Source organism: Klebsiella terrigena (assembly GCF_006539725.1).
Lineage (GTDB): Bacteria > Pseudomonadota > Gammaproteobacteria > Enterobacterales > Enterobacteriaceae > Klebsiella > Klebsiella terrigena.
Genome location: NZ_BJNO01000007.1, coordinates 86,046 through 111,099 on the forward strand (window position 1 = coordinate 86,046; position 25,054 = coordinate 111,099).

At 60.4% G+C, this 25,054-nt stretch carries 19 protein-coding genes; 8 read left to right on the forward strand and 11 right to left on the reverse strand.

The window, feature by feature from the left end; genetic code table 11:
• Positions 1-4 precede the first annotated feature (4 nt).
• Both RTE01_RS10755 and RTE01_RS10760 read right to left on the reverse strand, forming a co-directional pair.
• The gene (locus RTE01_RS10755; protein ID WP_134525448.1) at positions 5-2,371 is read right to left on the reverse strand and encodes a glycoside hydrolase family 31 protein; all 2,367 of its coding nucleotides are present in this window, start codon (positions 2,369-2,371) and stop codon (positions 5-7) included.
• Between the two features lie 14 nt (positions 2,372-2,385).
• Positions 2,386-3,687, reverse strand: a complete 1,302-nt coding sequence (locus tag RTE01_RS10760; protein ID WP_115193263.1) for an MFS transporter — start codon at positions 3,685-3,687, stop codon at positions 2,386-2,388.
• Between the two features lie 302 nt (positions 3,688-3,989).
• On the opposite strand from RTE01_RS10760, the gene RTE01_RS10765 reads away from it, so the two are divergent.
• The gene (locus RTE01_RS10765) at positions 3,990-5,063 is read left to right on the forward strand and encodes a LacI family DNA-binding transcriptional regulator (protein ID WP_041144723.1); all 1,074 of its coding nucleotides are present in this window, start codon (positions 3,990-3,992) and stop codon (positions 5,061-5,063) included.
• On the opposite strand, the gene RTE01_RS10770 is transcribed toward RTE01_RS10765, so the two are convergent.
• The 6 genes from RTE01_RS10770 to moeA all read right to left on the reverse strand — a co-directional run bounded on the left by RTE01_RS10770 (position 5,060) and on the right by moeA (position 12,968).
• Positions 5,060-6,325 carry a DUF1479 domain-containing protein gene (locus RTE01_RS10770; protein ID WP_141335001.1) on the reverse strand — a complete coding sequence of 422 codons (1,266 nt, stop codon included), beginning with the start codon at positions 6,323-6,325 and terminating at the stop codon, positions 5,060-5,062. The genes RTE01_RS10765 and RTE01_RS10770 overlap by 4 nt on opposite strands.
• A gap of 141 nt (positions 6,326-6,466) precedes the next feature.
• The gene (locus RTE01_RS10775; protein WP_076945017.1) at positions 6,467-7,282 is read right to left on the reverse strand and encodes a Cof-type HAD-IIB family hydrolase; all 816 of its coding nucleotides are present in this window, start codon (positions 7,280-7,282) and stop codon (positions 6,467-6,469) included.
• Positions 7,283-7,484: 202 nt separating this feature from the next.
• Positions 7,485-9,917 (reverse strand): formate C-acetyltransferase/glycerol dehydratase family glycyl radical enzyme, encoded by a 2,433-nt coding sequence (locus tag RTE01_RS10780; protein WP_134528429.1) that lies wholly within the window; start codon positions 9,915-9,917, stop codon positions 7,485-7,487.
• 4 nt (positions 9,918-9,921) lie between these two features.
• Complete coding sequence (locus RTE01_RS10785; RefSeq protein ID WP_123551136.1) at positions 9,922-10,821, reverse strand: glycyl-radical enzyme activating protein; 900 nt, start codon at positions 10,819-10,821, stop codon at positions 9,922-9,924.
• A 156-nt stretch (positions 10,822-10,977) separates the two neighbouring features.
• A complete protein-coding gene (gene moeB, locus RTE01_RS10790) occupies positions 10,978-11,733 on the reverse strand; it encodes a molybdopterin-synthase adenylyltransferase MoeB (protein WP_141335003.1) in 756 nt (251 codons plus the stop codon).
• Entirely contained in the window at positions 11,733-12,968 is a 1,236-nt protein-coding gene (gene moeA, locus RTE01_RS10795) for a molybdopterin molybdotransferase MoeA (RefSeq protein WP_134525449.1), read from the reverse strand. Before moeA ends, moeB begins: the two co-directional genes overlap by 1 nt.
• 254 nt (positions 12,969-13,222) lie before the next feature.
• On the opposite strand from moeA, the gene iaaA reads away from it, so the two are divergent.
• The 5 genes from iaaA to gsiD all read left to right on the forward strand — a co-directional run bounded on the left by iaaA (position 13,223) and on the right by gsiD (position 19,544).
• Complete coding sequence (iaaA, locus tag RTE01_RS10800; RefSeq protein WP_134525450.1) at positions 13,223-14,164, forward strand: beta-aspartyl-peptidase; 942 nt, start codon at positions 13,223-13,225, stop codon at positions 14,162-14,164.
• A gap of 13 nt (positions 14,165-14,177) precedes the next feature.
• Positions 14,178-16,034 (forward strand): glutathione ABC transporter ATP-binding protein GsiA, encoded by a 1,857-nt coding sequence (gene gsiA / locus RTE01_RS10805; RefSeq protein WP_041144730.1) that lies wholly within the window; start codon positions 14,178-14,180, stop codon positions 16,032-16,034.
• Between the two features lie 37 nt (positions 16,035-16,071).
• Positions 16,072-17,613: a glutathione ABC transporter substrate-binding protein GsiB gene (gene gsiB / locus RTE01_RS10810; RefSeq protein ID WP_134525451.1), complete on the forward strand. Its 1,542-nt coding sequence runs from the start codon at positions 16,072-16,074 to the stop codon at positions 17,611-17,613.
• A gap of 97 nt (positions 17,614-17,710) precedes the next feature.
• A complete protein-coding gene (gsiC, locus tag RTE01_RS10815; RefSeq protein WP_134525452.1) occupies positions 17,711-18,631 on the forward strand; it encodes a glutathione ABC transporter permease GsiC in 921 nt (306 codons plus the stop codon).
• A gap of 1 nt (position 18,632) precedes the next feature.
• A complete protein-coding gene (gene gsiD, locus RTE01_RS10820) occupies positions 18,633-19,544 on the forward strand; it encodes a glutathione ABC transporter permease GsiD (protein WP_041144733.1) in 912 nt (303 codons plus the stop codon).
• Between the two features lie 86 nt (positions 19,545-19,630).
• On the opposite strand, the gene rimO is transcribed toward gsiD, so the two are convergent.
• Both rimO and RTE01_RS10830 read right to left on the reverse strand, forming a co-directional pair.
• Positions 19,631-20,956, reverse strand: coding sequence for a 30S ribosomal protein S12 methylthiotransferase RimO (gene rimO, locus RTE01_RS10825; RefSeq protein WP_076945022.1), 1,326 nt, complete (start codon positions 20,954-20,956; stop codon positions 19,631-19,633).
• Positions 20,957-21,083: 127 nt separating this feature from the next.
• Complete coding sequence (locus RTE01_RS10830) at positions 21,084-22,322, reverse strand: oligosaccharide MFS transporter (protein ID WP_170197853.1); 1,239 nt, start codon at positions 22,320-22,322, stop codon at positions 21,084-21,086.
• A gap of 407 nt (positions 22,323-22,729) precedes the next feature.
• Here RTE01_RS10830 and bssR point away from each other — a divergent pair, with 407 nt between their 5' ends.
• Positions 22,730-23,113: a biofilm formation regulator BssR gene (gene bssR, locus RTE01_RS10835; protein WP_041147557.1), complete on the forward strand. Its 384-nt coding sequence runs from the start codon at positions 22,730-22,732 to the stop codon at positions 23,111-23,113.
• Positions 23,114-23,215: 102 nt separating this feature from the next.
• Complete coding sequence (locus RTE01_RS10840) at positions 23,216-24,331, forward strand: PQQ-dependent sugar dehydrogenase (protein ID WP_134525453.1); 1,116 nt, start codon at positions 23,216-23,218, stop codon at positions 24,329-24,331.
• Between the two features lie 2 nt (positions 24,332-24,333).
• On the opposite strand, the gene RTE01_RS10845 is transcribed toward RTE01_RS10840, so the two are convergent.
• The gene (locus RTE01_RS10845; protein WP_041144737.1) at positions 24,334-24,954 is read right to left on the reverse strand and encodes a glutathione S-transferase family protein; all 621 of its coding nucleotides are present in this window, start codon (positions 24,952-24,954) and stop codon (positions 24,334-24,336) included.
• Positions 24,955-25,054 lie beyond the last annotated feature (100 nt).

Below are 25,054 nucleotides of genomic sequence, written 5' to 3' on the forward strand. Positions count from 1 at the left end.
GCCTTTAGTCCAGCAGCCACTCGCCGACGTCTTTGCCATTCATTAACAGCCGGCGCTTTTCCCCTGCGGGGAGCGTTATCTTCAGCGCCTTCCACGCCGGGCGGTAGTGGCCGCGTGCGTTCACCTGCAGATTGATGGTGCTGGCGCTGCAGGTCATCTCCCACCCCAGCCACAGCGCGTCGCCGTCGCGATAGCCCCAGCTCTCACCGTCATCTTCAAAGAGCAGGCCGCTCGTCGAGCCCGCACCCTTGAGCGGAAACAGCTTCAGCTCGCGGCTGTCGTCTTTTTTGGCGTCAACGTGGACGATCCTCTCGCTGAGCGGCAGACCCGCCCCGGCGCGCACCATCAGCGGCAGTTTCTCCAGCGGCGCATCGCGCGTCACCCACTGGCCGCCGGCGAACCACTCCCCGCTGTAAAAGTCGTACCAGCCGGCCTCGTTTTCAGGCAGCCACACCGGGCGCTGGCGCTGGCCGGGCTCCACGACGCTGGCGACGAGGAGATCGCGGCCGAGCAGGAAGTCGTCGCACTCCTCGAAGGTCTGCGGGTCATGCTGGTGATCGAGGAAGGTCGGGCGCAGCATCGGCTCATCGTCAGCGTGCGCCTGCCACAGCAGGGTGTAGAGGTAGGGCAGCAGGCGATAGCGCAGCTCAATCGCGCCGCGAATCGCCGGCAGGACCGCCGGATACATCCACGCCTCGTTGACCGTGCGATCGTCGTTCCATGAGTGGATCGTGAAGCGCGGATGCATCACCCCGTTCTGCACCCAGCGCACGAACAGCTCGGCGTCCGGCTTATCGCCGGAGAAGCCGCCGACGTCGTGGCCGACGTTATAGAGGCCGGAGAGGCTCATTCCCAGCCCCATGCGGGTGTTGTAGCGCAGGGTATCCCAATTAGTGCGGTTATCGCCGCTCCAGGTTTGCACGTAGCGCTGCATCCCGGCGCAGCCGGAGCGTGAGATCAGGTACGGGCGTTTCTCCGGGGCAAAGCGCTGCTGGGCCTCCAGCGACGCGCGCATCATCAGCAGCGGCATCACCGGGCGGATATGCTTGATAGCAATCTCCTGGCCAAAACCGTGGCAGCGCGCCTCGCCGTCCCAGACTTCAAATTCGTTATTGTCGTTCCACGTCGAATCAATCCCCATCTCCAGCAGCTGAGTGGTGACTCCCTCCTGCCACCAGGCGACGGTTTGCGGGTTGGTGAAGTCGAGGTGCGACCCTTCGTCATCCCAGAAGCTGGAGCGCTCCGGGGACTCGCTTTCGGAGTCCTGAATAAACAGCCCGCGCTCCGCCACCTCGCTATAGCGCGGGTGATCCTGCAGCAGGCAGGGCTTGATGTTGGCCGCCAGCTTGATGCCCGCGTCGTGGAAGCACTGGCTCATCACCTTCGGCTGCGGAACCTTGTCGTAATTCCAGTTAAAGACGTAGCGCTTACCGCCGATCGAGGTATAGCCGGAGGAGAGCTGGAACGAGTCGCACGGAATGGCGTGCTCTTCGCAGAGGCGGATAAAGTTCATCAGCTGATTTTGCGCATCCGGCGCGTCGGTGTAGTGCATCGTCGAACCGCTGTAGCCCAGGCTCCACTTCGGCCCGAACAGCGTTTTTCCGGTCAGGCGGACAAAGGCTTTAGTGACGTCCAGCACGCGTTTGCCGGTAAACATGTAGTAATCAATATCGCCCGCTTCGGCCTGCCAGCGGCGATAGGCGGTGTGGTAGTTGTCGATTTCGTTGCCCAGATCCAGCCAGCAGCTGCTGAGGTTATCGTAGAACAGGCCGTAGCTGATATCGCTGCGCTGGGCGATGGTGAAGGGGATGTGCTTATACAGCGGATCGGTGCTGGCGGCGTTGTAGCCCATCGCATCCAGGTTGCGCATCTCGTAGCGATTCCCGTTGCGCTGCAGGTTGCCCGCCTTTTCGCCCAGTCCGTAGAAGCGTTCATCTTGACGCCGGCTCTGGTAGTGCGCGACGCCGTCGCCGTGGGCGTTGACCAGATAGGCGCTGGTCGGACGGTCGTTAACCAGCGGCTGCCACTCTCCGGCATCGTCGCGGTAGCTCCACTCCAGCCACAGGGGCTGGTGGACGGTGACGCGCAGCCGTTCGGTGGCCACCGTCAGGGTCTCCTGCTGCTGCTCCAGGCTCCAGGCGGGGAGGGTAAATCCGCTGATGTCGTCGCGGCTGCGCCCCTCCCAGGGGACGTCCTGCTGCGGGGCGATGCTCCAGGTGCGGTCCAGCGCCAGCTCTCCTCTGCGTTTAAGCAGGACGCGGAACAGGTTTTCTTCCAGCACGTACAGGCACAGGGTGTGCTGCCCGTCCACCGCCAGCTCGACGTGGTGGGCCAGCTGCTGTTGCAATTTCCAGTGTTTCAACGTTTTCATTTTTACATCCACTCTCAGGCGCGTTTGGCGCGACGTTCAGCAATAAAAGCGACCAGGAAGACCGCGCCAATCAGGTCAAAGAAGCCCATGGCGACGAATAGCGGGTTGAAGCCAATCTTGTCGGCGGTCACCCCGATTAATAAGGAGAACAGGAAGCTGGCGATCCAGGCGGCGGAGCCGCGCATGCCGTTGACGGTCGCCATCTGGCCCTTATCGAACGACTCCACCACCAGCGCGCTCAGCATGCAGGAGATAATCTGGTGGCCGAAGCCGCCGATGGAGATCAGGACGATGGTGACGTAGGGGTCGCGGGTAATGGCGACGAGGGCCAGCGAAATCATCAGGAACGCGCCGGTCAGCGAGCTTGCCACCACCGAGTTAACCCGTGAACAGCCGAACCAGCGGGTATAGAGTTTGGTCAGATAGCCGCTCACCACGCTGCCGAGATCGGCGGCGAGGAACGGCAGCCAGGCGAACATGGCTATTTGTTTGAGATCCATGCCGTGCTCTTTGGCGAGGTACAGCGGCACCCAAAAGCTCAGGACCGCCCAGGCGGGCTCCGCCATAAAGGCCGGGATCGCAATACCGTAGAAGCGCTTATTTTTCGACACGGTTTTCAGCGCGGTAAAGAACGGCAGCTTTACCGCCGGCGGCTCGTTATCCTGACGGATAAACTCCAGCTCCGACTTGCCCAGATTCGGATGCTTTTCCGGATTGTGGTAAAACGCCCACCACAGGATCACCCACAGCAGCGCCAGCACCCCGGTGAACATAAACGCGCCCTGCCAGCCGAAAGAGGCGTGAGCAAAATAGATGATCGGCGGCGCCAGCATCGCGCCGATGGAGAAACCGACGCCGGCCCAGCCGGCGGCTATCGGGCGTTCAGATTTTGGAAACCATTCGCCGATGGTTTTGGCGTTGGCCGGGGTGGCAGCGGCTTCTGCTCCGCCCATGAAAAAACGCAGCAGCGCGAGGTGCAGCCAGCTGCCGGCACCGGCGTGGGCGATACAGGCGACGGCCCACAGGGTGGCGCAGATCATAAAGCCCAGCTTCAGGCCAATCACGTCAATCAGCCAGCCGCAGAGAGGCTGGAAGAGGGTGTAGGCCAGCTGAAAAGCGCCGACGATCCATGAGTACTGCTCGGTGGTGATGCCCAGCGTTGTCTTCAGCTCGGGGGCGATAATGCCTAAGGAGTTGCGGGTAATGTAGTTAACGGTGACGCCGAGCAGAAACAGGGTCAGCATCCACCAGCGCAGGTTTTTGACTACGCGGCGCGATTTGCTGACCGCCATATCGTTGTTGAGGCCTTGGCTCATAGAACTCTCCACAAGAACTTTGTAGGGGGGAAATGACCGATGCTCAATCCCTGAGTTGTCATACCTGTTTTATTAACGTTATGAATATTATTGTTTTATTTATTTGGTTTTCCGTATAACTAGTATGGAAGTTATCGGACCAATTCAGGTTAAGATAGAAAATGAGCGGCCAATAGCCTTATTTATGCAAGTTTTTTCATGAGATGAGGAGATGCTCACGACAGATAGCGAATCTAGCTTGATAAACTGCTTTTTGGCGCCATGAAAATTCTTTCATTTGCAAGATAGAGCTGGATCACAAAATGGATAAAAAGCTGAGAATTGCCGAAATCGCGGCCCGTACGGGGATGTCGGCGAGTACCGTTTCCCGGGTGCTGGCGGGTAAAGCGAACACCAGCGAAAAGGCGCGTCAGCGGGTCCTGCAGTGCGCCCGCGAAATGGGGGTAATGGAAGGGCTCGCCGCCGGACGCATGCTGCTGAACAGCCTGGTGGTTTTCGCCCCTTCCCGGGCGTTTGATGAGCGCTCCGATATCTATTATTACCGGGTGATTCAGAGCATTAATAATGCGCTGGCGCCGCATGAGGTCCGCCTGCGGACCTGCGCGCTGGAAGAGAACGACAGCGACGCCAACCTGTTTTTGGCCCGCATGAACGAAGCGGAGACCGAGGCGGCCATTCTGCTGGGTATTGACGATCCGCATATTCACGATCTGGCCGCCGATTTTGCCAAACCCTGCGTGCTGATCAACTGCCGGGATGAGGGCATGCGCCTGTCGTCGATCGCCCCGGATCACCGGCTGATCGGCCAGTTTGCCGCGCGCTATCTGTTTGAGATGGGGCATCGGGCGGTCATGAACGTGATGTGCCTGCGCCGCTACACCATGGAGCTGCGGCTGGTGGGCATCAAGGAGGCCTGGCGCGCGCGCAATCTGCGTTTTACCGACGGGCGGGATCTGATCGGCGTGGCGAACTTCAGCGCCAGGGAGACGGAGGAGCAGGTGGGGGAGTGGCTCGACGCTCAGGCCGGGAAGCCGCTGCCGACGGCTTTTCTGGTCGGCGGAGACTATATGGCGGTGGGGGCCGTCAATGCCCTGCAAAAGCGCGGCCTGCGGGTTCCTCAGGACATCTCGGTCATGAGCATCGACGGGTTTAACCTCGCCGCCATCCAGGATGTGCCGCTTACCGCCGTTCACGTCCCGCGCGATGAGCTCGGCACGGAGGCGGTGCAGCTTCTGCAGCAGCGGCTGATCCGCCCCCAGGCCCCGAGCGGCTCGCTGCTGCTAAACGGCACGCTGGCGGTGCGGGATTCGGTACGGCGGATACGGCCCGGTAGCCGCCGCACCGCCGTTGAGCAACAGGGGTTGTACGACGATTAAACCTCGATGCCCAGCGCGCGTTTGCCGTGGACGTTGAGATCGTCGAGGGTAAAGCGCGCCTGCCAGTCGGCTTCGTAGTCTTCACGCGGAAAATCACCCGGCGACGCGCCTTTCTCCAGCGCGATTTTAACCTTGTGCGCGTAGGCGAGATTCTTCTCGCACAGCGGCGCGGCGGGGATATACATCACGTTGCCCCAGCCCTGCTGGTTTTCGACCGGCGCCACCGAGTGGATCACGTCGCAGTGCCACCACACCGAATCGCCGGCGCTGATGGCCGGGATCGCGCTCAGCGCTTTAATTAGCAGCGGGTGCCATTTCTCGGAGATCGGCAGCACTTTACCCGGCGCCACGCCGCACAGCTCGTCGTCAGGGACGTCGTCGAGCAGCGGACGCAGCAGAACGTAGGCCATCGCCTCCGGAATCGGCACCACGTGCAGCAGGCCCTGATCCGGGATCATATCGGAGAGCGCGGTCCAGCCCTGGAAGGTGCGGAATACCGAGCATTTGGTGGTGTTATCGACGGTGTACTCTTCCACCTCGGTCCGGTGCGCCGCATCCCACGGATCGTAAGCGTCGATATTGCCGTTAAAGACGTTGGCAAACACCTGCTGGTAAGCCGGCAGCAGCCAGCGCTCGAGGGCGCCTGAATCGGTATGCGCTCCCAGCCCCTTCGAGGTGGTGCCCGGCGGGCGGCGGCGGATGCGGTCAGGGTAGATAACGCTGACGTCAGGGTCGAACCACTGCTTGCCGTCCCGGCTAAAGGTCCACAGGCGGTTGAGGAACGACTGCACCGCGGCCATTTCGTCGCTCTGCCGCGCCTGCATCTGCGCCTGTGACCAGTAAATCGGGTAAATCTCCGGACGCGAGGCGTCGAGCGAGCCGAAGAAGGTATCGCCCGGTCCTTTATAGACGTCGTCGAAGCGGTTGAGGTCGAGGTATTCCAGCATCGAGTTGTCCCACGCCAGCGCCCGTTCGCGTGAGAAGTGGCCTCTGATCACCGCGCAGCCGCGGTGCCTGATGGCCTCGCGCTGGGCATCGCTCACTTTGCCCTGTGCAATATCGCTGAACGGGATAATCGGCCACACCTCTTCCCCGCGCGCCTTGATGGCGTCAATTTCGTCCAGACGTGCGCTAATCCGCGCCGTCAGCCGATCGAACACGGCCTGCACGTCGCCAATTTGCGCGCGCAGATCCTGTTTTATTTGTCGAATCGCCGCTTTGTGGTCGGCGGGGAGCGTTTCGCTGGTATGAATAACCGTCATGATGGCCTCACTTTGCTTTCATTCGAAAGTATTAAATCTTACAAACGTTAATTTAAGTTAAATTTAAGTTAATGCAAGTTTAAAAAAAGGATAGGGTTCACAAAATGGGAAAATCCGGGGCAGGGTGGCCCCGGCGGCAGGCTATTCGTTGAAGGGGGCGGCGTGGTCCAGCACGGCCTGAATCACATTCAGCGCACCCTGGTGGTTATTGTCATCGGTGGCAAAGCGCGAGATGGCCTTGATGCTATCGGCGGCGTTGGCCATGGCGAAAGAGTACTTCACCAGCTTGAGCATTTCGGCGTCGTTGCCGCTGTCGCCAATCGCCACGCACTCCTGGGGCGAGATCTGCCAGCGTTTCAGCAGGCGACTGATGCCGTTGGCCTTATGCAGGCCGGGGATAATTAAATCGACGAAGCCGAAGCCGCTGGTCACCGGCTTCATGATGCCGTCCAGCGAGACGTGCAGCTTATCAATGAGCTGTGGAATATCGCTGTCCGGCAGGTTAAGCGAAAACTTAAACAGCGTGTCGTCGATATCATGGTAGTTCGCGATGCGCTGCAGACGATGATAGTGTTTTGACATCAGCGCGACGAAGCTATCGGGCGCGCGGTCGCTGACGTAGGCGCTTTCAAGGCCGCAGGCGACGAAGTTGAGCTGCGGGTCTTTGAGTAGCTCGCCGATCACAATCTGCGACTCATGGCGGGTCAGCTCGCCGTGAAACAGCTGCTGGCCGTGCTCGTAGACCAGCGCGCCGTTCTCGGCGACGAACGAGATCTGCTCGCGAATTTCCGGGAAAAAGGAGATCAGCTGGTAGTACTGGTTGCCGCTGGCCACAACGAATTCAATACCCTGCTTGTTGAGCTGCGCGAACTGCGCAAGAAAACGCGAGCGGTCATACTGCTTGGCGTCATTGAGAAAAGTTCCGTCCATATCAGTGACGATAACTTTAACGGTCATACCTGTGCTCCTGGCTTAACTGCGACCAGTAACATTCTAATTACAATGTGACCCAAAGCACAAATTTATTTCGAATGAAAGTTTACCCGTCGGCTTTGGCGGCGTACTGCCGCTCAAAACCTAATGGCCAAAGCCGTGGGGAAGCGGGTAGCCCGGCCGGGCATTGCGCCAGCCGGGGTGTGATTGACTGCGGGGAGCCGACCTACAGCGTATGCTCGGTACGGGCGATAATATCGTCCTGGGCATCCGGCGACAGGGCGGTAAAGAACGCCGAGTAGCCGGCGACGCGAACCACTAAATCGCGGTACTGGTCGGGATGCTTTTTCGCTTCCAGCAGCGTCTCGCGGGAGACGATGTTGTACTGAATATGCCAGCCTTTGTGCACCTCGAAGAAGGTACGCAGCAGCACCATCAGCTTCTGCTTATCGGACTCGTTCTCAAGCGTTGCCGGGTTGAGCTTCTGATTCAGCAGCACGCCGCCGAGAATCGCCCCGGTGGGCAGCTTTCCGACCGAGTTGATGACCGCGGTTGGCCCGAGGTGGTCGGTGCCGGAAGCCGGGCTCGCGCCTTCAGCCAGCGGAGAGTGGGCTTTACGTCCGTCCGGCGTGGCCATCGTCTGGGCGCCAAACGGCACGTTGGCGGAAATCGACGAGGTTCCGGCGTAGTAGTTGCCGCCTATCGGGCCGCGGCCGTAGCGCGGATTATGGTAATTCTTCAGCTCGTCGATATAGGTCTGGTAGGCGCGGGCCAGCAGGGTATCGACGCTATCGTCATCGTTGCCGTACTTCGGCGCGCCGTTGATTAAGCGCTGGCGCAGCTGCTCGTGGGTCAGCCCATCGAAGTCCTCCGCGAGGGCTTTCGCCAGCTGCTGCTGACCAATGGCGCCCTGGTCAAAGACCAGCTTTTTCACCGCCGCCAGGCTGTTGCCGAGGTTGGCGATCCCGACCTGCAGACCGGAAACCCAGTCATACTTCGCGCCGCCCTGCTTGATGCTTTTCGCCCGCTCGATGCAGTCATCCACCAGCGCCGAGCAGAGAATATCGTGCACGTTCTCCTCCAGCATGGTATCGACAACGTACTCAATCTCGATGGACTTGCGCGTGTAGTAGCGGATCTGAGCATCCCAGTCGGCCAGCACCTGCTCGAAGCTGCTGAAGTTGCCTTTTGATAGCGCATGCTCCTGCGGGAGGAAGATTTGACCGCTGGTGGCATCGCGGCCGCCTTCCAGCGTGGCCAGCATGACGCGGGCGAAGTTGATAAAGCTCATCCCGGTGCAGCGATAGCCCCATTTGCCGCCCACGGCGGTTTCGATACAGCCGATCGCCGCGTAGTCGTAGGCGTCCTGCGGCTCAATCCCGAGCTTGATAAACTCCGGGATCACTATCTCATCGTTATTGAACGCCGGCATGCCGAAGCCGCAGCGAATGACCTGCACGCAGGCGTCGAGGAAGTCGTTGCTCATCCCGGCGTGGTAGCGCACGCTCAGGTTAGGCTGGGTCGAGCGCAGGCGCCCGCAGGATTCGAGGATCGCGTACGAGAGCGGGTTTACCGCATCCTGCGGCTGGCCGTCGTGCAGGGTCTGGCCGCCGATGGTGACGTTCTGATACAGCGGGCTGCCCGCGGAGGCTTTGGAGTGCGAGCCGGAGCGGATCTTGTTCACTTCCAGCAGCTTCAGCCAGCAGCTGTGCAGCAGCTCGATGGCGTGCTCGCGGTCCAGCGACTGCTGGAGCTCAACGTCGCGACGGTAGTACGGGTACAGGTACTGGTCCATACGGCCGAAGGAGACCGAGTGGCCGTTGGATTCAATCTGCAGGATCAGCTGAATGAAGTAGCACAGCTGCAGCGCCTGCCAGAAGGTTTTCGGCGGCTCGTGGGCGATGATTTCGCAGCCTTCGGCGATAGTCAGCAGCTCGTCGCGGCGGGAGGGGCGGGTTTCTTCTGCCGCCATGGTACGCGCCAGTTCGGCAAAGCGTCGGCTGTGATCGCTGACCGCCTCCAGCACGATATCAATGGCCTTCAGGAACTGCTCGCCGTGCAGATCTTCCAGCACGGTCAGGTTAATACGCGAGCGGCGTTCGGCGACCTTAGCACGCATGCCGTCGAGGCCTTTTTCCAGCAGCAGCGGGTAGTTCACCGCGAGGTGAGCATCGCCGGAAGTCATGTTGCCTTCCGCCTTAATAATCCCGGTGGCGAGCAGCGCTTTTTGCTCGTCGGTGAACATACCGTAGCAGCGGTCCTGCACGGTCTGACCGCGCCACCACGGGCAGATTTCATGCAGGATGCGCTTATTCTCTTCGCTGACCGCAAAGCCGGCGCCTGGGCGATCGGCGAGATCGTCAATCTCCTTTTCAATCCAGCTGACGGTGTACTCCGGGAAGATGGGCGCCGCGCGCACTTCGCAGGCCTGGTTGCCGACGATCAGCTCGTCGTGTTTGATCCAGATGGTGCGCTCTGCCAGATGATGAGCCAGCGCCAGCGCGCGGCGTACCGGGATTGGCTTATCCAGGTGCTGCTGATAAGCGGCGGTGTAGTGACGGGCGCGCTCGGTACACACTGGCGGCTTAACAATGTGTACCAGCGCCGTTTTATGTGCCTGAATGCGGGGGCTTAGCGTGTCCAGTTTCAGTGTGGTCATCATTTTATCCTCGTAGAGTAGCCGTTAAACCTTTGCTCTGAGCGTAGTTCTGCGCGAAGGCGAGCAGCTCGGGGTCAGCAAGGGGTTTGTCCGGAGCGGTATAGGGCTGACTGAGTAACTGATATTTGTTCATTCCCAGCGTGTGATACGGTAGGAAGTGGATCTCGCCAACCTGCAGGCGGTCGGCGGCAAAGTCGGTAATCGCGGCAATCGTTGCCTCATCGGCGTTAAAGCCCTGAATCAGCGGGACGCGGATGATGATTTTTTTCCCCGCCTGCGCCACGCGCTGCAGGTTATCGAGCACCCGACCGGCGCTGCCGTCGGTCCACTCTTTGAAAATGGCTTCGTTGACGTGCTTCAGGTCGGCGAGGAACAGGTCAACCCAGGGCAGCGAGGGCTCAACGTATTTCCACGGCACGTGCAGGCAGGTTTCAACCGCGGTGTGAATTCCCGCCGTGCGGCTGGCCTGCAGCAGCTGCTGCGCCAGCTCGGGATTCATAAACGGCTCGCCGCCGGAAAGAGTGACCCCGCCGCCGCTGCGATCGTAAAAAGGCTTATCGCGCAGCACCGTGGCCATAATCTGCGCCACCTCTTTTTCTTCGCCGCACACGCTGAGGGCGGTGGTCGGGCAGCAGTCGCGCAGCGACTCATAGCCTTCGGCGGTGAGCTTCTGGCGGTGGATAATCAGGCCGTCGAGGCTGCGGGTTATGGCATCCGGCGCCGCCTGCTGGCACAGGTTGCAGCCGGCAAGGCACAGGCGAGGGTCGTACAGCAGATCCGCGGTGCGGGAGCGGCTTTCCGGGTTTTGACACCAGCGACAGCCCAGCGAGCAGCCTTTGAGGAATACGACGGTGCGGATCCCTGGGCCGTCATGGGTTGAGTAGCGCTGAATGTTGAAAATCATGAGACCCCCTTCTTTTTTTTGCATATGAAGATTGAATTACTTTCGAATGAAAGTTGCATTGATGCAAATCAACAAGTAGGGCGGGTGGCTCTGGTGAAGAGGGGAAAGTCGCCGTCGGTCGCAAATTTTCCGGCGACGGCCGCCGCCGGAGAAGGATTAGCGGCTGGCGCAAACCTCGCACTGCGGGTCGCGCATCAGCTTCATTTCGCGGAACTGGCAGGTCATGGCGTCGTACATAACCAGCCTGCCTGCGGCAGGCGTGCCGTACTGGGTCAGGACCTTAATGGCCTCCATCGCCTGCAGGGAGCCAATGACGCCGACCAGCGGCGCCATCACCCCGGCCTCAACGCAGGTGAGGGCGTTCTCGCCGAACAGCCGGCTCAGGCAGCGATAGCAGGGCTCGTTATCCTGATACATAAAGACGCTGATTTGCCCCTCCATGCGGATCGCGGCACCGGAGACCAGCGGCGTTTTATGCTGAAAACAGCCGGCGTTAAGCTGATTGCGTATCGTCACGTTATCGGTACAGTCGAGCACCAGGTCGTGGGCGGCGATCTGCGCCGCCAGCGCCGGCTGGTCGAGCAGCGCATTAAGCGGGGTGAGCCGCACGTGAGGGTTGATTCGCGCCAGCGAGTCGCGGGCGGAGTCCACCTTCGGCAAACCAATCGTGGCATCGCTGTGCAGCGTCTGGCGCTGTAGATTGGAGAGCGAGACGCTATCGAAATCGAGCAGGGTAAGCGCGCCGACGCCGGCCGCCGCCAGATACTGGGCGGCAGCGCAGCCCAGCCCGCCGAGGCCGACCACCAGCACCCGGGCGCCCTTCAGCCGCTCCTGACCGTCAAAATCGAAGTTGCGCAGGATTATCTGCCGGTTGTAGCGCAGCATCTCCTCATCGCTCAGCTCGACGTCCATTACAGCCCTCCGAAGAGGTGGTTAAAGGGTTCGACTTCGACCCACTCGCCCGCTTCGACGTGACCGCGCTCGCGCTCCAGCACGATAAAGCAGTTACCCTGGCTGAAGGAGCTGAAGATGTGCGAACCCTGATGGCCGGTGGACGTCACCACCAGCTCGCCGTCCGGATTGCGCTGCAGCACGCCGCGCTGGAAGTCGAGACGCCCCGGGGATTTTTTCAACCGCATCGCCGCCCGCGCGCGTAGGCGCATCGGCTGCGCGCCGCTCGCGCTGCCGCTCAGTTTTGCCAGCAGCGGCAGCACCAGCTGGTAGAAGGTGAGGGTGGCGGAAACCGGGTTGCCCGGCAGGCCGCAGAACCAGCTGCTGCTGAGCTTGCCGAAAGCAAAGGGTTTGCCCGGCTTGATCGCCAGCTTCCAGAAGCCGATTTCGCCTAACTCTTCGAGGATCTCTTTGGTGTAATCCGCTTCGCCGACCGAGACGCCACCCGAGCTGATAACCACGTCGGCCTGCTGGTCGGCAGCGATAAACGCTGCCCGCAGTTTTGCCGGGTCGTCGGCGATAATGCCGAGGTTGATCACCTCGCAGCCCAGCTGCTGGAGCATCAGGTGCACCGCCAGGCGGTTGGTATCGTAGATTTGCCCGTCGCCAAGCGGCTGGCCCGGCAGCTGCAGCTCGTCGCCGGTAGAGAAGACCGCCACGCGAACTTTACGCACCACCTCGACGTCGGCGATGCCCAGCGATGCCAGCACCGGCAGCTCCGCGACGGTCAGCGGCGTACCGGCCGGGAACACCACCGCGCCGTGAGCGATATCTTCCCCGCGCCGACGAATATTCTGTCCGGCCTTTACCGCGGCGATGAAGCGAACGCCGTCGGCGCTTTGCTCGGTCTCTTCCTGCATCACCACCGCATCGCAGCCCTGCGGCACCGGCGCGCCGGTCATAATGCGAATGCAGGTGCCTGCGGGCCAGGCATCGTGGAACGGCTGGCCGGCGAACGCTTTCCCGGCGATCGGTAGCGCCGCGCCGTCGGCAAGATCGGCGAGGCGTACGGCGTAGCCGTCCATTGCCGAGTTATCAAACCCGGGGACATCCAGCGGCGAAACGAGATCATGGGCGGTGACGCGCGAAAAGGCCTGCAACAGCGGCACGGTTTCCACCGCATTCAGCGGCGTAATACGGTTGAGCATCTGGGTCAGGGCTGTGTCGAGAGGCATCAGTCCGGCGGTAAAATCCATGGGTTTCTCCTGCGGGCAAACATCGAAAACGCCTATTATGGCAGAAAAGTGCGGGCGGCTATATGCCACCTGGGTACAGGCTTTACATCACCGTCCGCTCTTTCTATATTCAAAAATTGTATAGGACAGTCAGCACGATAATGATATCTATACACTTTATTATTTAAGCTCGCTTTGCGAGGGCAGAGACCTGGTGCGGCGTGAATCAATAGCGCAACCCACGGCGGATCGGCGCAGCAGGAAGGAATGGCGGAATGAGCAAGGCGGTGATAGCAATTCACGGCGGCGCGGGGGCAATTAGCCGCGCGCAGCTGACGCCGGAACGCGAGCGGCAGTTCGTGGCGGCGCTGTCGGCGATTGTCGATAGCGGGCAGAAAATGCTGGCGGCGGGCGCCAGCGCGCTGGATACGGTGACCGAGGCGGTGCGCCAGCTTGAGGAGTGTCCGCTGTTTAACGCCGGCATCGGGTCGGTGTTTACCCGGGACGCCACCCATGAGCTCGACGCCTGCGTAATGGACGGCAACAGCCTGCACGCCGGGGCGGTTGCCGGCGTTAAGCATCTGCGCAACCCGATCCTGGCGGCGCGGCTGGTGCTGGAGCAGAGCCCGCACGTGCTGCTGATCGGCGAAGGGGCGGAGGCGTTTGCCGCCTCTCACGGGATGGCGCGGGTGGAAAACGATCTCTTCTCGACGACCGAGCGCCGCCTGCAGCTGCAGCAGGCGCAGGCGGATGATGAGATACTCCTCGACCACGGCGTCGCGCCGCTGGACGAGCGGCATAAAATGGGCACCGTCGGCGCGGTGGCGCTGGATATCGCCGGCAACCTTGCCGCCGCGACCTCCACCGGCGGGATGACCAACAAGCTTCCCGGACGCGTTGGCGATAGCCCGCTGCCCGGCGCCGGCTGCTACGCCAATAACGCCAGCGTGGCGGTCTCCTGTACCGGCACCGGCGAGGTGTTTATCCGCACCCTGGCGGCCTACGATATTGCCGCGCTGATGGAGTACGCGAACCTGAGCCTGCGTGAGGCCTGCGAGCGGGTAGTGATGGAGAAGCTTCCGGCCCTCGGCGGCAGCGGCGGCCTGATTGCCATCGACAGAGAAGGCAATGTGGTGCTGCCGTTTAACAGCGAAGGCATGTATCGGGCCTGGTGCTACGCGGGCGATACGCCCACCATTGGAATTTATCGGGAATAAGGGGGTAGGGACGTTGCCGCATAGTCAAGAAATCGACGCCAGTGATGTTCTGGTGGTGCGCGATCTGAACGTGGCGTTCAGCCAGGAGCAGCAGACCTTTTCTGCGGTGCGGCATCTTTCGTTCAACCTGCGGCGCGGCGAAACGTTAGCCATCGTCGGCGAGTCGGGCTCGGGGAAGTCGGTGACCGCGCTGGCGCTGATGCGCCTGCTCGATGACGCCGCCAGCCAGGTCAGCAGCGACGCGCTGTGGCTGCGTCGGCGCAATCGTCAGGTCATTGCGCTGAGCGACCAGTCGGCTTCGGCAATGCGCCACGTGCGCGGGGCGGATATCGCGATGATTTTCCAGGAGCCGATGACCTCGCTGAATCCGGTATTTACCATCGGCGAACAGATCGCCGAGTCCATTCGCCTGCACCAGAATCTGGGCCATGACGAGGCCCTTCGCGAAGCGAAAAAAATGCTCGATCAGGTGCGGATACCGGAGGCTGAAGCGATGCTGTCGCGCTATCCGCATCAGCTCTCCGGCGGCATGCGCCAGAGGGTGATGATCGCCATGGCGCTCTCCTGCCGTCCGGCGGTGCTGATTGCCGACGAACCCACCACCGCGCTGGATGTCACCGTTCAGGCGCAGATCCTCCAGCTGATTGCCGTGCTGCAAAAAGAGATGGAGATGGGGGTTATTTTTATTACTCACGATATGGGCGTGGTGGCCGATATTGCCGACCGCGTGCTGGTGATGTACCGCGGCGAAGCGGTGGAGAGCGGAACGGTCGAGGAGATTTTCCGCGCGCCTGCTCACCCTTATACCCAGGCGCTGCTGGCGGCGGTCCCGCGCTTAGGCTCGATGCGCGGCAGCGATTTGCCGCGCCGCTTCCCGCTGCTCAACCAGAGCGCGCCCGATGACGGCGAACAGGATACCGTCGTCGCCGGCGAGCCGATTCTGCAGGTGCGCGACCTGGTGGCGCGCTTCCCGCTGCGCAGCGGCATTTTGAACCGGGTGACCCGCGAGGTGCATGCGGTTGAAAAAGTCAGCTTTGACCTCTGGCCGGGGGAAACCCTGGCGCTGGTCGGCGAGTCCGGCTGCGGTAAATCCACCACCGGTCGGGCGTTGCTGCGGCTGGTGGCGACCGAGAGCGGGACTATCGTGTTTAACGGCGAGCGTATCGATACCCTGGCAAGCGGTAAGCTGCAGGCGCTGCGCCGCGACATACAGTTTATTTTCCAGGACCCGTACGCCTCGCTCGATCCGCGGCAAACGGTGGGCTACTCCATTATGGAGCCGCTGCGCGTGCACGGGCTGCTGGCAGGCGAGGCGGCCCGTCAGCGCGTGGCCTGGCTGCTTGAGCGCGTCGGCCTGCAGCCGGAGCACGCCTGGCGCTATCCGCACGAGTTTTCCGGCGGCCAGCGCCAGCGCGTATGCATTGCGCGGGCGCTGGCGCTGAATCCCAAAGTGGTGATTGCCGATGAGTCGGTTTCGGCGCTCGACGTCTCGATTCGCGCGCAGATTATTAACCTGATGCTCGATCTCCAGCGTGAAATGGGCATCGCCTTTCTGTTTATTTCCCACGATATGGCGGTGGTTGAGCGCATCAGCCATCGCGTCGCGGTGATGTATCGCGGGCGCATCGTTGAGATTGGCCCGCGCCGCGCCGTATTTGAAAACCCGCAGCATCCCTATACCCGCAAGCTGATGGCCGCCGTACCGGTGGCCGACCCGGCGCATCGTCATCCGCAGCGCGTACTGCTTTCAGACGAGCTGCCGGGCAACATCTATAAGCGAGGGGAAGAGGTAGCCAGCGCGCCGCTACAACAGGTAGGGCCCGGGCATTTCGTTGCCAGGGAACCTGCCGCCGACGTGCTGGGCAGATAACAACGACACCAATAACGCAGCATTTCAGGAGAACAACATGACACAACGCGTATCACGCAAATGGTTGCTGGCGCTGGGCGTCGCTTCGGCGCTGGCGACGGCGCCGGCGCTGGCCGCAAAAGATGTGGTGGTGGCGGTCGGCTCTAACTTCACGACCCTCGACCCTTATGATGCCAACGACACCTTATCCCAGGCCGTTGCCAAGTCGTTCTATCAGGGGCTGTTTGGCCTCGATAAAGAGATGAAGCTGGAAAACGTTCTTGCGCAGAGCTATACCGTTTCGCCCGACGGCCTGGTCTACACCATTAAGCTGCACCCGGGCGTCAAGTTCCAGGACGGCACCGATTTTAACGCCGAGGCGGTAAAGGCCAACCTCGACCGCGCCAGCAATCCGGAAAACCATCTCAAGCGCTATAACCTGTACAAAAATATCGCCAGCACCGAAGCGGTTGACCCGGCGACGGTAAAAATCACCCTTAAGCAGCCTTTCTCGGCGTTTATCAACGTTCTGGCCCACCCGGCTACGGCGATGATCTCTCCGGCGGCGCTGAAAAAATATGGCAAAGAGATTGGCTTCCATCCCGTCGGTACCGGCCCGTATCAGCTCGATACCTGGAACCAGACCGATTTTGTGAAGGTGACGAAGTTTGCCGGCTACTGGCAGCCGGGCCTGCCGAAGCTGGACTCTATTACCTGGCGTCCGGTGGTGGATAACAACACCCGCGCCGCGATGCTGCAAACCGGCGAAGCGCAGTTTGCCTTCCCGATCCCCTACGAGCAGGCGCCGCTGCTGGCGAAAAACGACAAGCTGGAGCTGGTCGCCAGCCCGTCAATCATGCAGCGTTATATCAGCATGAACGTCACGCAGAAGCCGTTTGATAATCCGAAGGTGCGCGAGGCGATTAACTACGCCATCAACCGCCAGGCGCTGGTGAAGGTTGCCTTCGCCGGGTACGCCACGCCGGCGACCGGCGTCGTGCCGCCGTCCATCGCCTATGCCGAGACCTTTAAACCCTGGCCGTACGATCCGGCTAAGGCCCGCGAGCTGCTCAAAGAGGCGGGCTACCCGAACGGCTTTAGCACCACGCTGTGGTCATCGCATAACCACAGCACCGCCCAGAAGGTGCTGCAGTTTACCCAGCAGCAGCTGGCGCAGGTGGGCATTAAGGCGCAGCTGACGGCGATGGATGCCGGCCAGCGCGCGGCGGAAGTGGAAGGTAAAGGACAGAAAGAGAGCGGGGTGCGCATGTTCTACACCGGCTGGTCGGCCTCGACCGGTGAAGCCGACTGGGCGCTGTCGCCGCTGTTCGCCTCGCAAAACTGGCCGCCAACCCTGTTTAATACCGCCTTCTACGGCAATCCGCAGGTGGATAAAGACCTCACCGATGCCCTGAAGACGACCGATGTGCAGGAAAAAACGCGGCTTTACAAGCAGGCCCAGGAGATTATCTGGAAAGAGTCGCCGTGGGTGCCGCTGGTGGTGGAAAAACTGGTCTCCGCGCACAGTAAGAACCTGAGCGGTTTTTATATCCAGCCGGATACCGGATTCAGCTTTGAGCAGGCGGATTTAGCCCAGTGACGGTGGTTACCTTTATCCCAACCCTCTCTTTCGGAGAGAGGGTGCCGGGCCTTGCTCCCTCTGCCGACTGCGCAGAGGGTTTGGGTGAGGAGGGGCGATGCTGAATTATGTGCTTAAACGCCTGCTGGGGCTGATTCCCACCCTGCTGATCGTGGCGGTGCTGGTTTTTCTGTTTGTGCATATGCTGCCCGGCGACCCGGCGCGGCTGATTGCCGGACCAGAGGCCGATGCGCAGGTTGTCGCGATGGTGCGCGAGCAGCTGGGGCTCGATCGGCCGCTGCACGTCCAGTTCTGGCACTATATCACCAGCGTGCTGCAGGGCGATTTCGGTATCTCGATGGCCTCGCGACGCCCGGTGAGCAGCGAGATCGCCAGCCGCTTTATGCCGACGCTGTGGCTGACGCTGGCCAGCATGAGCTGGGCGGTGGTGTTTGGTATGGCGGCGGGAATTGCCGCCGCGGTGTGGCGCAATCGCTGGCCGGACAGGCTGGGGATGGCGCTGGCGGTGACCGGTATCTCCTTTCCGGCGTTTGCCCTCGGGATGCTGCTGATGCAGGTCTTCTCCGTCGAACTTGGCTGGCTGCCGACGGTGGGAGCCGATAGCTGGCGGCACTATATTCTGCCCTCCGTGACCCTCGGGGCGGCGGTTGCGGCGGTGATGGCGCGCTTCACCCGCGCCTCTTTCGTCGATGTGCTGCACGAAGACTATATGCGCACCGCGCGGGCGAAAGGGGTCAGCGAGACGCTGGTGGTGCTTAAGCACGGCCTGCGCAATGCGATGATCCCGGTAGTGACGATGATGGGGCTGCAGTTTGGCTTCCTGCTCGGCGGCTCGATCGTGGTGGAGAAAGTCTTCAACTGGCCGGGGCTTGGCAGGCTGCTGGTGGATTCGGTCGAGATGCGCGACTATCCGGTGATTCAGGCGGAAGTCCTGCTGTTTTCGCTGGAGTTTATTCTTATCAATTTAGTGGCGGACGTGCTGTACGCCGCCATTAACCCGGCTATCAGGTACAAGTAAGGTGCGATTGCTCAACTGGAGAAGGCAGGCGGTTATCAACGCCATGCCGGGGATCAAACCCGGTCAGATACGTACGCCGTGGCACGAGTTCTGGCGGCGCTTTCGCCGTCAGCCGGTGGCGATGGGCGCCGGCGTGTTTGTTCTACTGCTGATCGCGGTAGCCGTCGTGGCGCCGTGGATAGCGCCGTTCGATGCGGAAAACTACTTTGACTACGATCGCCTCAACGACGGCCCGTCGGCGCTGCACTGGTTCGGCGTCGATTCGCTGGGCCGGGATATCTTCAGCCGGGTGCTGGTCGGGGCGCAGATTTCGCTGGCGGCGGGGGTGCTGGCGGTGCTGATCGGCGCGGCAATCGGCACCGTGCTTGGGCTGCTGGCTGGCTACTATGAAGGTTGGTGGGACCGGATAATAATGCGCATTTGCGACGTGCTGTTTGCGTTCCCGGGGATCCTGCTGGCGATCGCCGTGGTGGCGGTCATGGGGAGCGGGATGTCGAACGTGATCATCGCGGTGGCAATCTTCTCCATTCCGGCGTTTGCTCGTCTGGTGCGCGGCAATACGCTGGTGCTCAAGCAGCAGACCTTTATCGAGTCGGCGCGCAGCATCGGCGCCAGCGACGCGACGATCCTCTTCAGCCATATTCTGCCCGGCACGGTGTCGTCGATTGTGGTCTATTTCACCATGCGGATCGGGGTGTCGATAATCTCCGCCGCCAGCCTCTCATTCCTCGGCCTCGGCGCGCAGCCGCCGACCCCGGAGTGGGGAGCGATGCTCAACGAAGCCCGGGCGGACATGGTGATGGCGCCGCACGTGGCGCTGTTCCCGGCGATCGCTATTTTTCTGACGGTGCTGGCGTTTAACCTGCTGGGGGACGGCCTGCGCGATGCGCTGGATCCGAAAATAAAGGGATAGGCTGAGAAGGAGTCCGGAGAGGGCGCGCCGCGCCGCCTCCGGAAGGCTCCGGCTGGCGCTGACGCGTAGCCGGAGTAAGAAGCGGTTTAAACCCGGCTTCCCCACAGATCGTACTCGTCGGCGTGCTCGACTTTAACCCGCAGCACGTCGCCCGGTTTGACCTTAGTTTCGCCGTTCAGGTACACCGCGCCGTCGATTTCCGGGGCGTCGGCCATGCTGCGGCCAATGGCGCCTTCTTCGTCAACTTCGTCGATCAGTACCATGATTTCGCGGCCAACCTTCTCCTGCAGACGTTCGGCGGAGATCTGCTGCTGCAGCTGCATAAAGCGGTTCCAGCGCTCCTCTTTCACCTCTTCTTCTACCTGATCCGCCAGCTCGTTGGCGGTTGCGCCATCGACCGGGCTGTATTTAAAGCAGCCAACGCGGTCAAGGCGGGCTTCTTTCAGGAAGTCGAGCAGCATCTGGAAATCTTCTTCCGTTTCGCCAGGGAAGCCGACGATAAAGGTCGAGCGCAGGGTCAGCTCAGGGCAGACTTCACGCCACTGCTTGATGCGCGCCAGCTGGCGATCGGCGGAACCCGGGCGTTTCATCATCTTGAGGATCCGCGGGCTGGCGTGCTGCAGCGGGATATCGAGATACGGCAGGATTTTACCTTCCGCCATCAGCGGGATCACGTCGTCAACGTGCGGGTAGGGATAGACGTAGTGCAGGCGCACCCAGATACCCAGCTTTGCCAGCTCTTCGCACAGGCTGACCATGCTGGTTTTCACCGGCATGCCGTTGTGGAAACCGGTGCGGTGCTTCACGTCAACGCCGTAGGCGGATGTATCCTGAGAGATAACCAGCAGCTCTTTTACCCCGGCGTCGGCCAGGCGCTTAGCTTCTGACAGCACTTCGCCGATCGGACGGCTCACCAGATCGCCGCGCATGGACGGAATGATGCAGAACGTGCAGCGGTGGTTACAGCCTTCGGAAATTTTCAGGTAAGCGTAGTGGCGCGGGGTCAGCTTAACGCCCTGTTCCGGCACCAGGCTCAGGAACGGGTTGTGCTTCGGCTTCGGCGTGTAGTGGTGGACGTGCTCAAGAACCTTTTCATAGCTGTGCGGGCCGGTTATCTCCAGCACCTTGGGGTGAACTTCGCGGATCTGGTCGACTTTCGCGCCCAGGCAGCCGGTAACGATCACTTTGCCGTTTTCTTTTAAAGCTTCGCCAATCGCTTCCAGCGACTCCTGAACGGCGCTGTCGATAAAGCCGCAGGTGTTGACGATAACCATATCGGCGTTCTCGTAGGTAGGAACCACGTCATAACCTTCGGTGCGCAGTTCGGTCAGGATGCGTTCTGAGTCCACAAGGTTTTTTGGACAGCCAAGGGAGACGAAGCCGATCTTCGGCTGGTGCGTTACATTACTCATAGCTTAAAAATTCATCATAAAGGAAGGTGTCAGGGCGGGATTTTACAGGTGTTTATCAAAAAAAGTATAGCAATGGTGCGTCAGATGATGAAAAAGCCCGGGAAAGGCTCCCGGGCGCGATGGGACTCTAGGATTGGGCGGCGTCTCCCGCAGGCGCAGCGCCCGGCGCGCGGGGCTCTCGCTTATCACGCAGCGTGAAAACGGAGATCAGCGTGAACAGGCCGGCGATGCCGCCGAGGATATAATAGGTGCGGGCGAAGCCGATGGTGTCGTACAGATAGCCGGCCAGCGGAGAGTAAATGGCGGTGGCAATAGAGGCGACAAACAGCACCAGCAAATAGACCGTGGAGGACAGCTTATTATCAAAGTTGGCGGCAATAAACTTGAACACGGATACCAGGATAAGCGGCTTTTCAAGGGCGTGCATCATTTTCACCGCGCCAATCCACACCGGGCCGAGCGGGATCGCGGAGCCGACGATCCTGACCGACATAATCAATCCGGCGATAATCAGCGCCCATTTCGCGCCGGTACGGTTCACGAACCACGGCATCAGGCATAAAAAGAGCGTTTCGCCGCAGACCTGAATGGAGGCGAGGATGCCGTACCAACGGTTACCTTCTTCCGGCGTGGCAAATTGCAGAGAAAAGTACTGGGCGAACTGCTGATCGTAGGTGTCGTAGATTTGCGTCACGAACAGGGTAAAGATTAGCAGCATCCAGAACTGACTGTTCTTTGCGAGCTCCAGCGCGTGGCTCACCTTCAGGGCGCTGGTTTTTTCAATCTCGGCCTCGGTCAGCTCGACTTTGGTCAGCATGAAGCACAGGGCGGCAATAACGATGGCAATGCTGGCCAGCCAGAAGGCGAGGTTGGGGTTGCTATCGATATATTTTCCGACGATCCATGCCGCCGCGGCCCAGCCTAAAGAGCCCCACATCCGCACCCGGCCATACTCAAAGTGATAGCGGCGGGAGATTTTGTCGATATAGGAATCGATAACCCCGCAGCCGGAGTTAAAGATAATCCCCAGGTAGACGCCGCCCAGCAGCGCCCCCAGCCAGAAGCTGTGGACCAGCAGCGGGGCGTACAGATAGATAAAGAACGGGCCAACCGGCAGCAGCATGGCTACCAGAATCCAGATCAGCCGCTTTTTCAGGCCGAACTTATCAGAAATAAAGCCGAAGAAAGGCTGCATCAACAGGGCGATAAAGGCGTTTACCGAGTACAGCAGGCCGGTTTTGGTGGCGCTGATGCCCAGATGCTGGGTTGTCCAGATAACGAAGAACGCCATGGTAGATGACCAGGCGAACAGGTAGAGGAAATCGAAAAGACTCAACAAGATATAGTTTCTTTTGCCGGGCGTAATCATTTCAGTTCCTTCAAACGGGTAGAGGTTAGCGCCGCGAAGCGGAGAGGTTCGCGTTTTTATTTGTTTGTTATACGTATTACATTTAACGGAGTGATATGACACCCGCCGGCGCTAACGAGCAACAGTAATAGGCGTTATTTGTGATCTTTGCTGCAAAAAATGGCTTTATTCTCAACTTTGCCAACTGGTGATAAATACGCTAAAAATGAGAGCGTATAACAAATTTGTGTTTTTTTGTGGGTTATGTAACCGCGGAAGCAGCGCGTCTGGCGCAGGCAGTGTAAACATTGCTGTAACATTGTAAATGATGTTAATTAACCGGGAATTATTGACCTCGCGCATGATTTTGCGCAAAAAACGACCATATTATGATTGTGGTAATGGATGACAGAGGAGGAACCATGATGACCGTTGACAGACTGTATCGTAACCTTTTGAATAAGCTGATTAATGCCAACATTGATCTCGATGCTTATCTGCAGCTTCGCAAAGCTAAAGGCTATATGTCAGTCAGCGAGAATGAGCATCTGCGTGATAACCTGTTTGAGCTTTGTCGTGAATTGCGTGAAGGTGCGCCGCGATTGCAGCACGCCGTTACGCCGGAGGAAAGGGAAGCTCTTCGTCTTGCGGGTGAAGCCGTTGCTTCCGCAGCGGTTTGCCTGATGAGCGGGCATCACGATTGTCCGTCTTACATTGCGGTTAACGTAGAGACGCTAGAACGCTGCCTGGCGGGCTTGTCGCTAAACATTCATAAACTGAATGCATCAGCGCCAATTACCCGCGTCTGAACTCAGGGGGGCATGCCCCCCTGCTTAATGTTATGTAAAACTCCCCCTGCCGATCCCCTGCGCTGGCTACCCTTATCCCATTGCTGATAAAAGGAGTTCGCCATGCGCCAGACCGTCGCCCTGATAACCCTTGCCGCTCTGCTGTTACCTGCCGCCGCTGTCGCCGCCCAGAAGGTGCGCGTCGAGGTCCTGCAAAATAAGCTCGACCATCCGTGGGCGCTGGCGTTTCTCCCCGACCAGCAGGGGATACTGATCACCCTGCGCGGCGGTGAGCTGAGGCTTTGGCGCCAGGGAGAGGGGCTGTCGCCGGCTATTTCCGGCGTACCGCAGGTGTGGGCCAGCGGGCAGGGCGGATTGCTGGATGTGGCGCTGGCGCCGGACTTTGCCCACTCGCGCAAGGTGTGGCTGAGCTACGCGGAGGCCGGGGAGGATGGCAAAGCGGGAACCGCGGCAGGATACGGTCGCCTGAGTGAGGATCGCCGGCGGCTGGAGAATTTCCGGGTGGTGTTTCGCCAGCAGCCGAAGCTCTCCACCGGCAACCACTTTGGCGGACGTCTGGTGTTTGACGGTAAGGGACATCTGTTTATCGGCTTAGGCGAGAATAACCAGCGCGCAACGGCCCAGGATCTCGATAAGCTGCAGGGAAAGGTGGTGCGCTTGACCGAGACGGGGGAGGTACCGGCAGACAATCCGTTTGTCGGCCGCGCCGATGCCAGGCCGGAAATTTGGGCCTACGGTATTCGTAACCCGCAGGGGATGGCGATCAATCCGTGGAGCGATACCCTGTGGCTCAACGAGCACGGTCCGCGCGGCGGGGATGAGATTAACATCCCGCAGAAAGGCAAGAACTACGGCTGGCCGCTGGCGACGCACGGCATAAATTACAGCGGTCTGCCTATTCCGGAAGCTAAGGGGACGGCGGTGGACGGAACCGAAGCGCCGCTGTTTGTCTGGAAAACGTCGCCCGCCGTCAGCGGCATGGCCTTCTACGATTCGGCAACCTTCCCCCAGTGGCGGCACAAGCTGTTTATCGGCGCGCTGAAGGACCAGTCGCTGATTGTCCTCGACGTCAACGGCAATAGCGTCAGCGAAGAGGCGCGAATTCTGCGCGATCGCGGCCAGCGTATTCGCGACGTTCGCGTCGGACCCGACGGCTATCTGTACGTCCTGACCGACGAATCCAACGGCGAACTGCTGAAGGTTAGCCCGCAGGGCTAGCCTCAGGTGACCGGGATCGCCACCACGCTGCGCCAGGCCTGACGTTCGCTAATCTGCTGATACCAGCGCTGCAGGTTCGGGCGCGGTTGCCAGCTCGGTACGATGCTCATCAGGTTATAGACGAACGGCGCAACGGCGATATCACCGAGGCCGAATGATTCGCCGGAGAGCCACGGGAACGCCGCCAGCTCGTCGTCGAGGATGGCAAAGAGCGCTTCACAGGCGGCAATACCGGCGGCAATCGCTGCGGGATCGCGTTTCTCCTCCGGCGTTCTCACCAGCCCCATCAATACAGGACGGTGGGCGGGAGAGAGCGAGCCGTTGGCCCAGTCCATCCATTTGTCGCCCTGTGCCCGCCGTAGCGGATCGTCGACCCACAGGCGGTTTTGCCCATACTGCGCCGCCAGATAGCGAATAATGGCGTTCGACTCCCACAGTACGAGGTCGCCGTCCTTCAGCAGCGGCACCAGGCCGTTCGGGTTCATCGCCAGATACTCCGCGTCGTGATTCACACCAAACTCGAGCCCCGCCAAAATCTGCTGATAGGGAAGATCCAGCTCTTCCAGCACCCAGCGTACTTTTTTCACGTTAGTTGAATTGTTTCTGCCCCATAGCGTAATCATATCGGTTCCCGTTAGTTATTGAGCCGTCGTTGCAGCAAGGTGAGTCATCATGTTGGAATAAAGTTAATATATAGGCAATCGCGATCAAAAAAATTGCTCT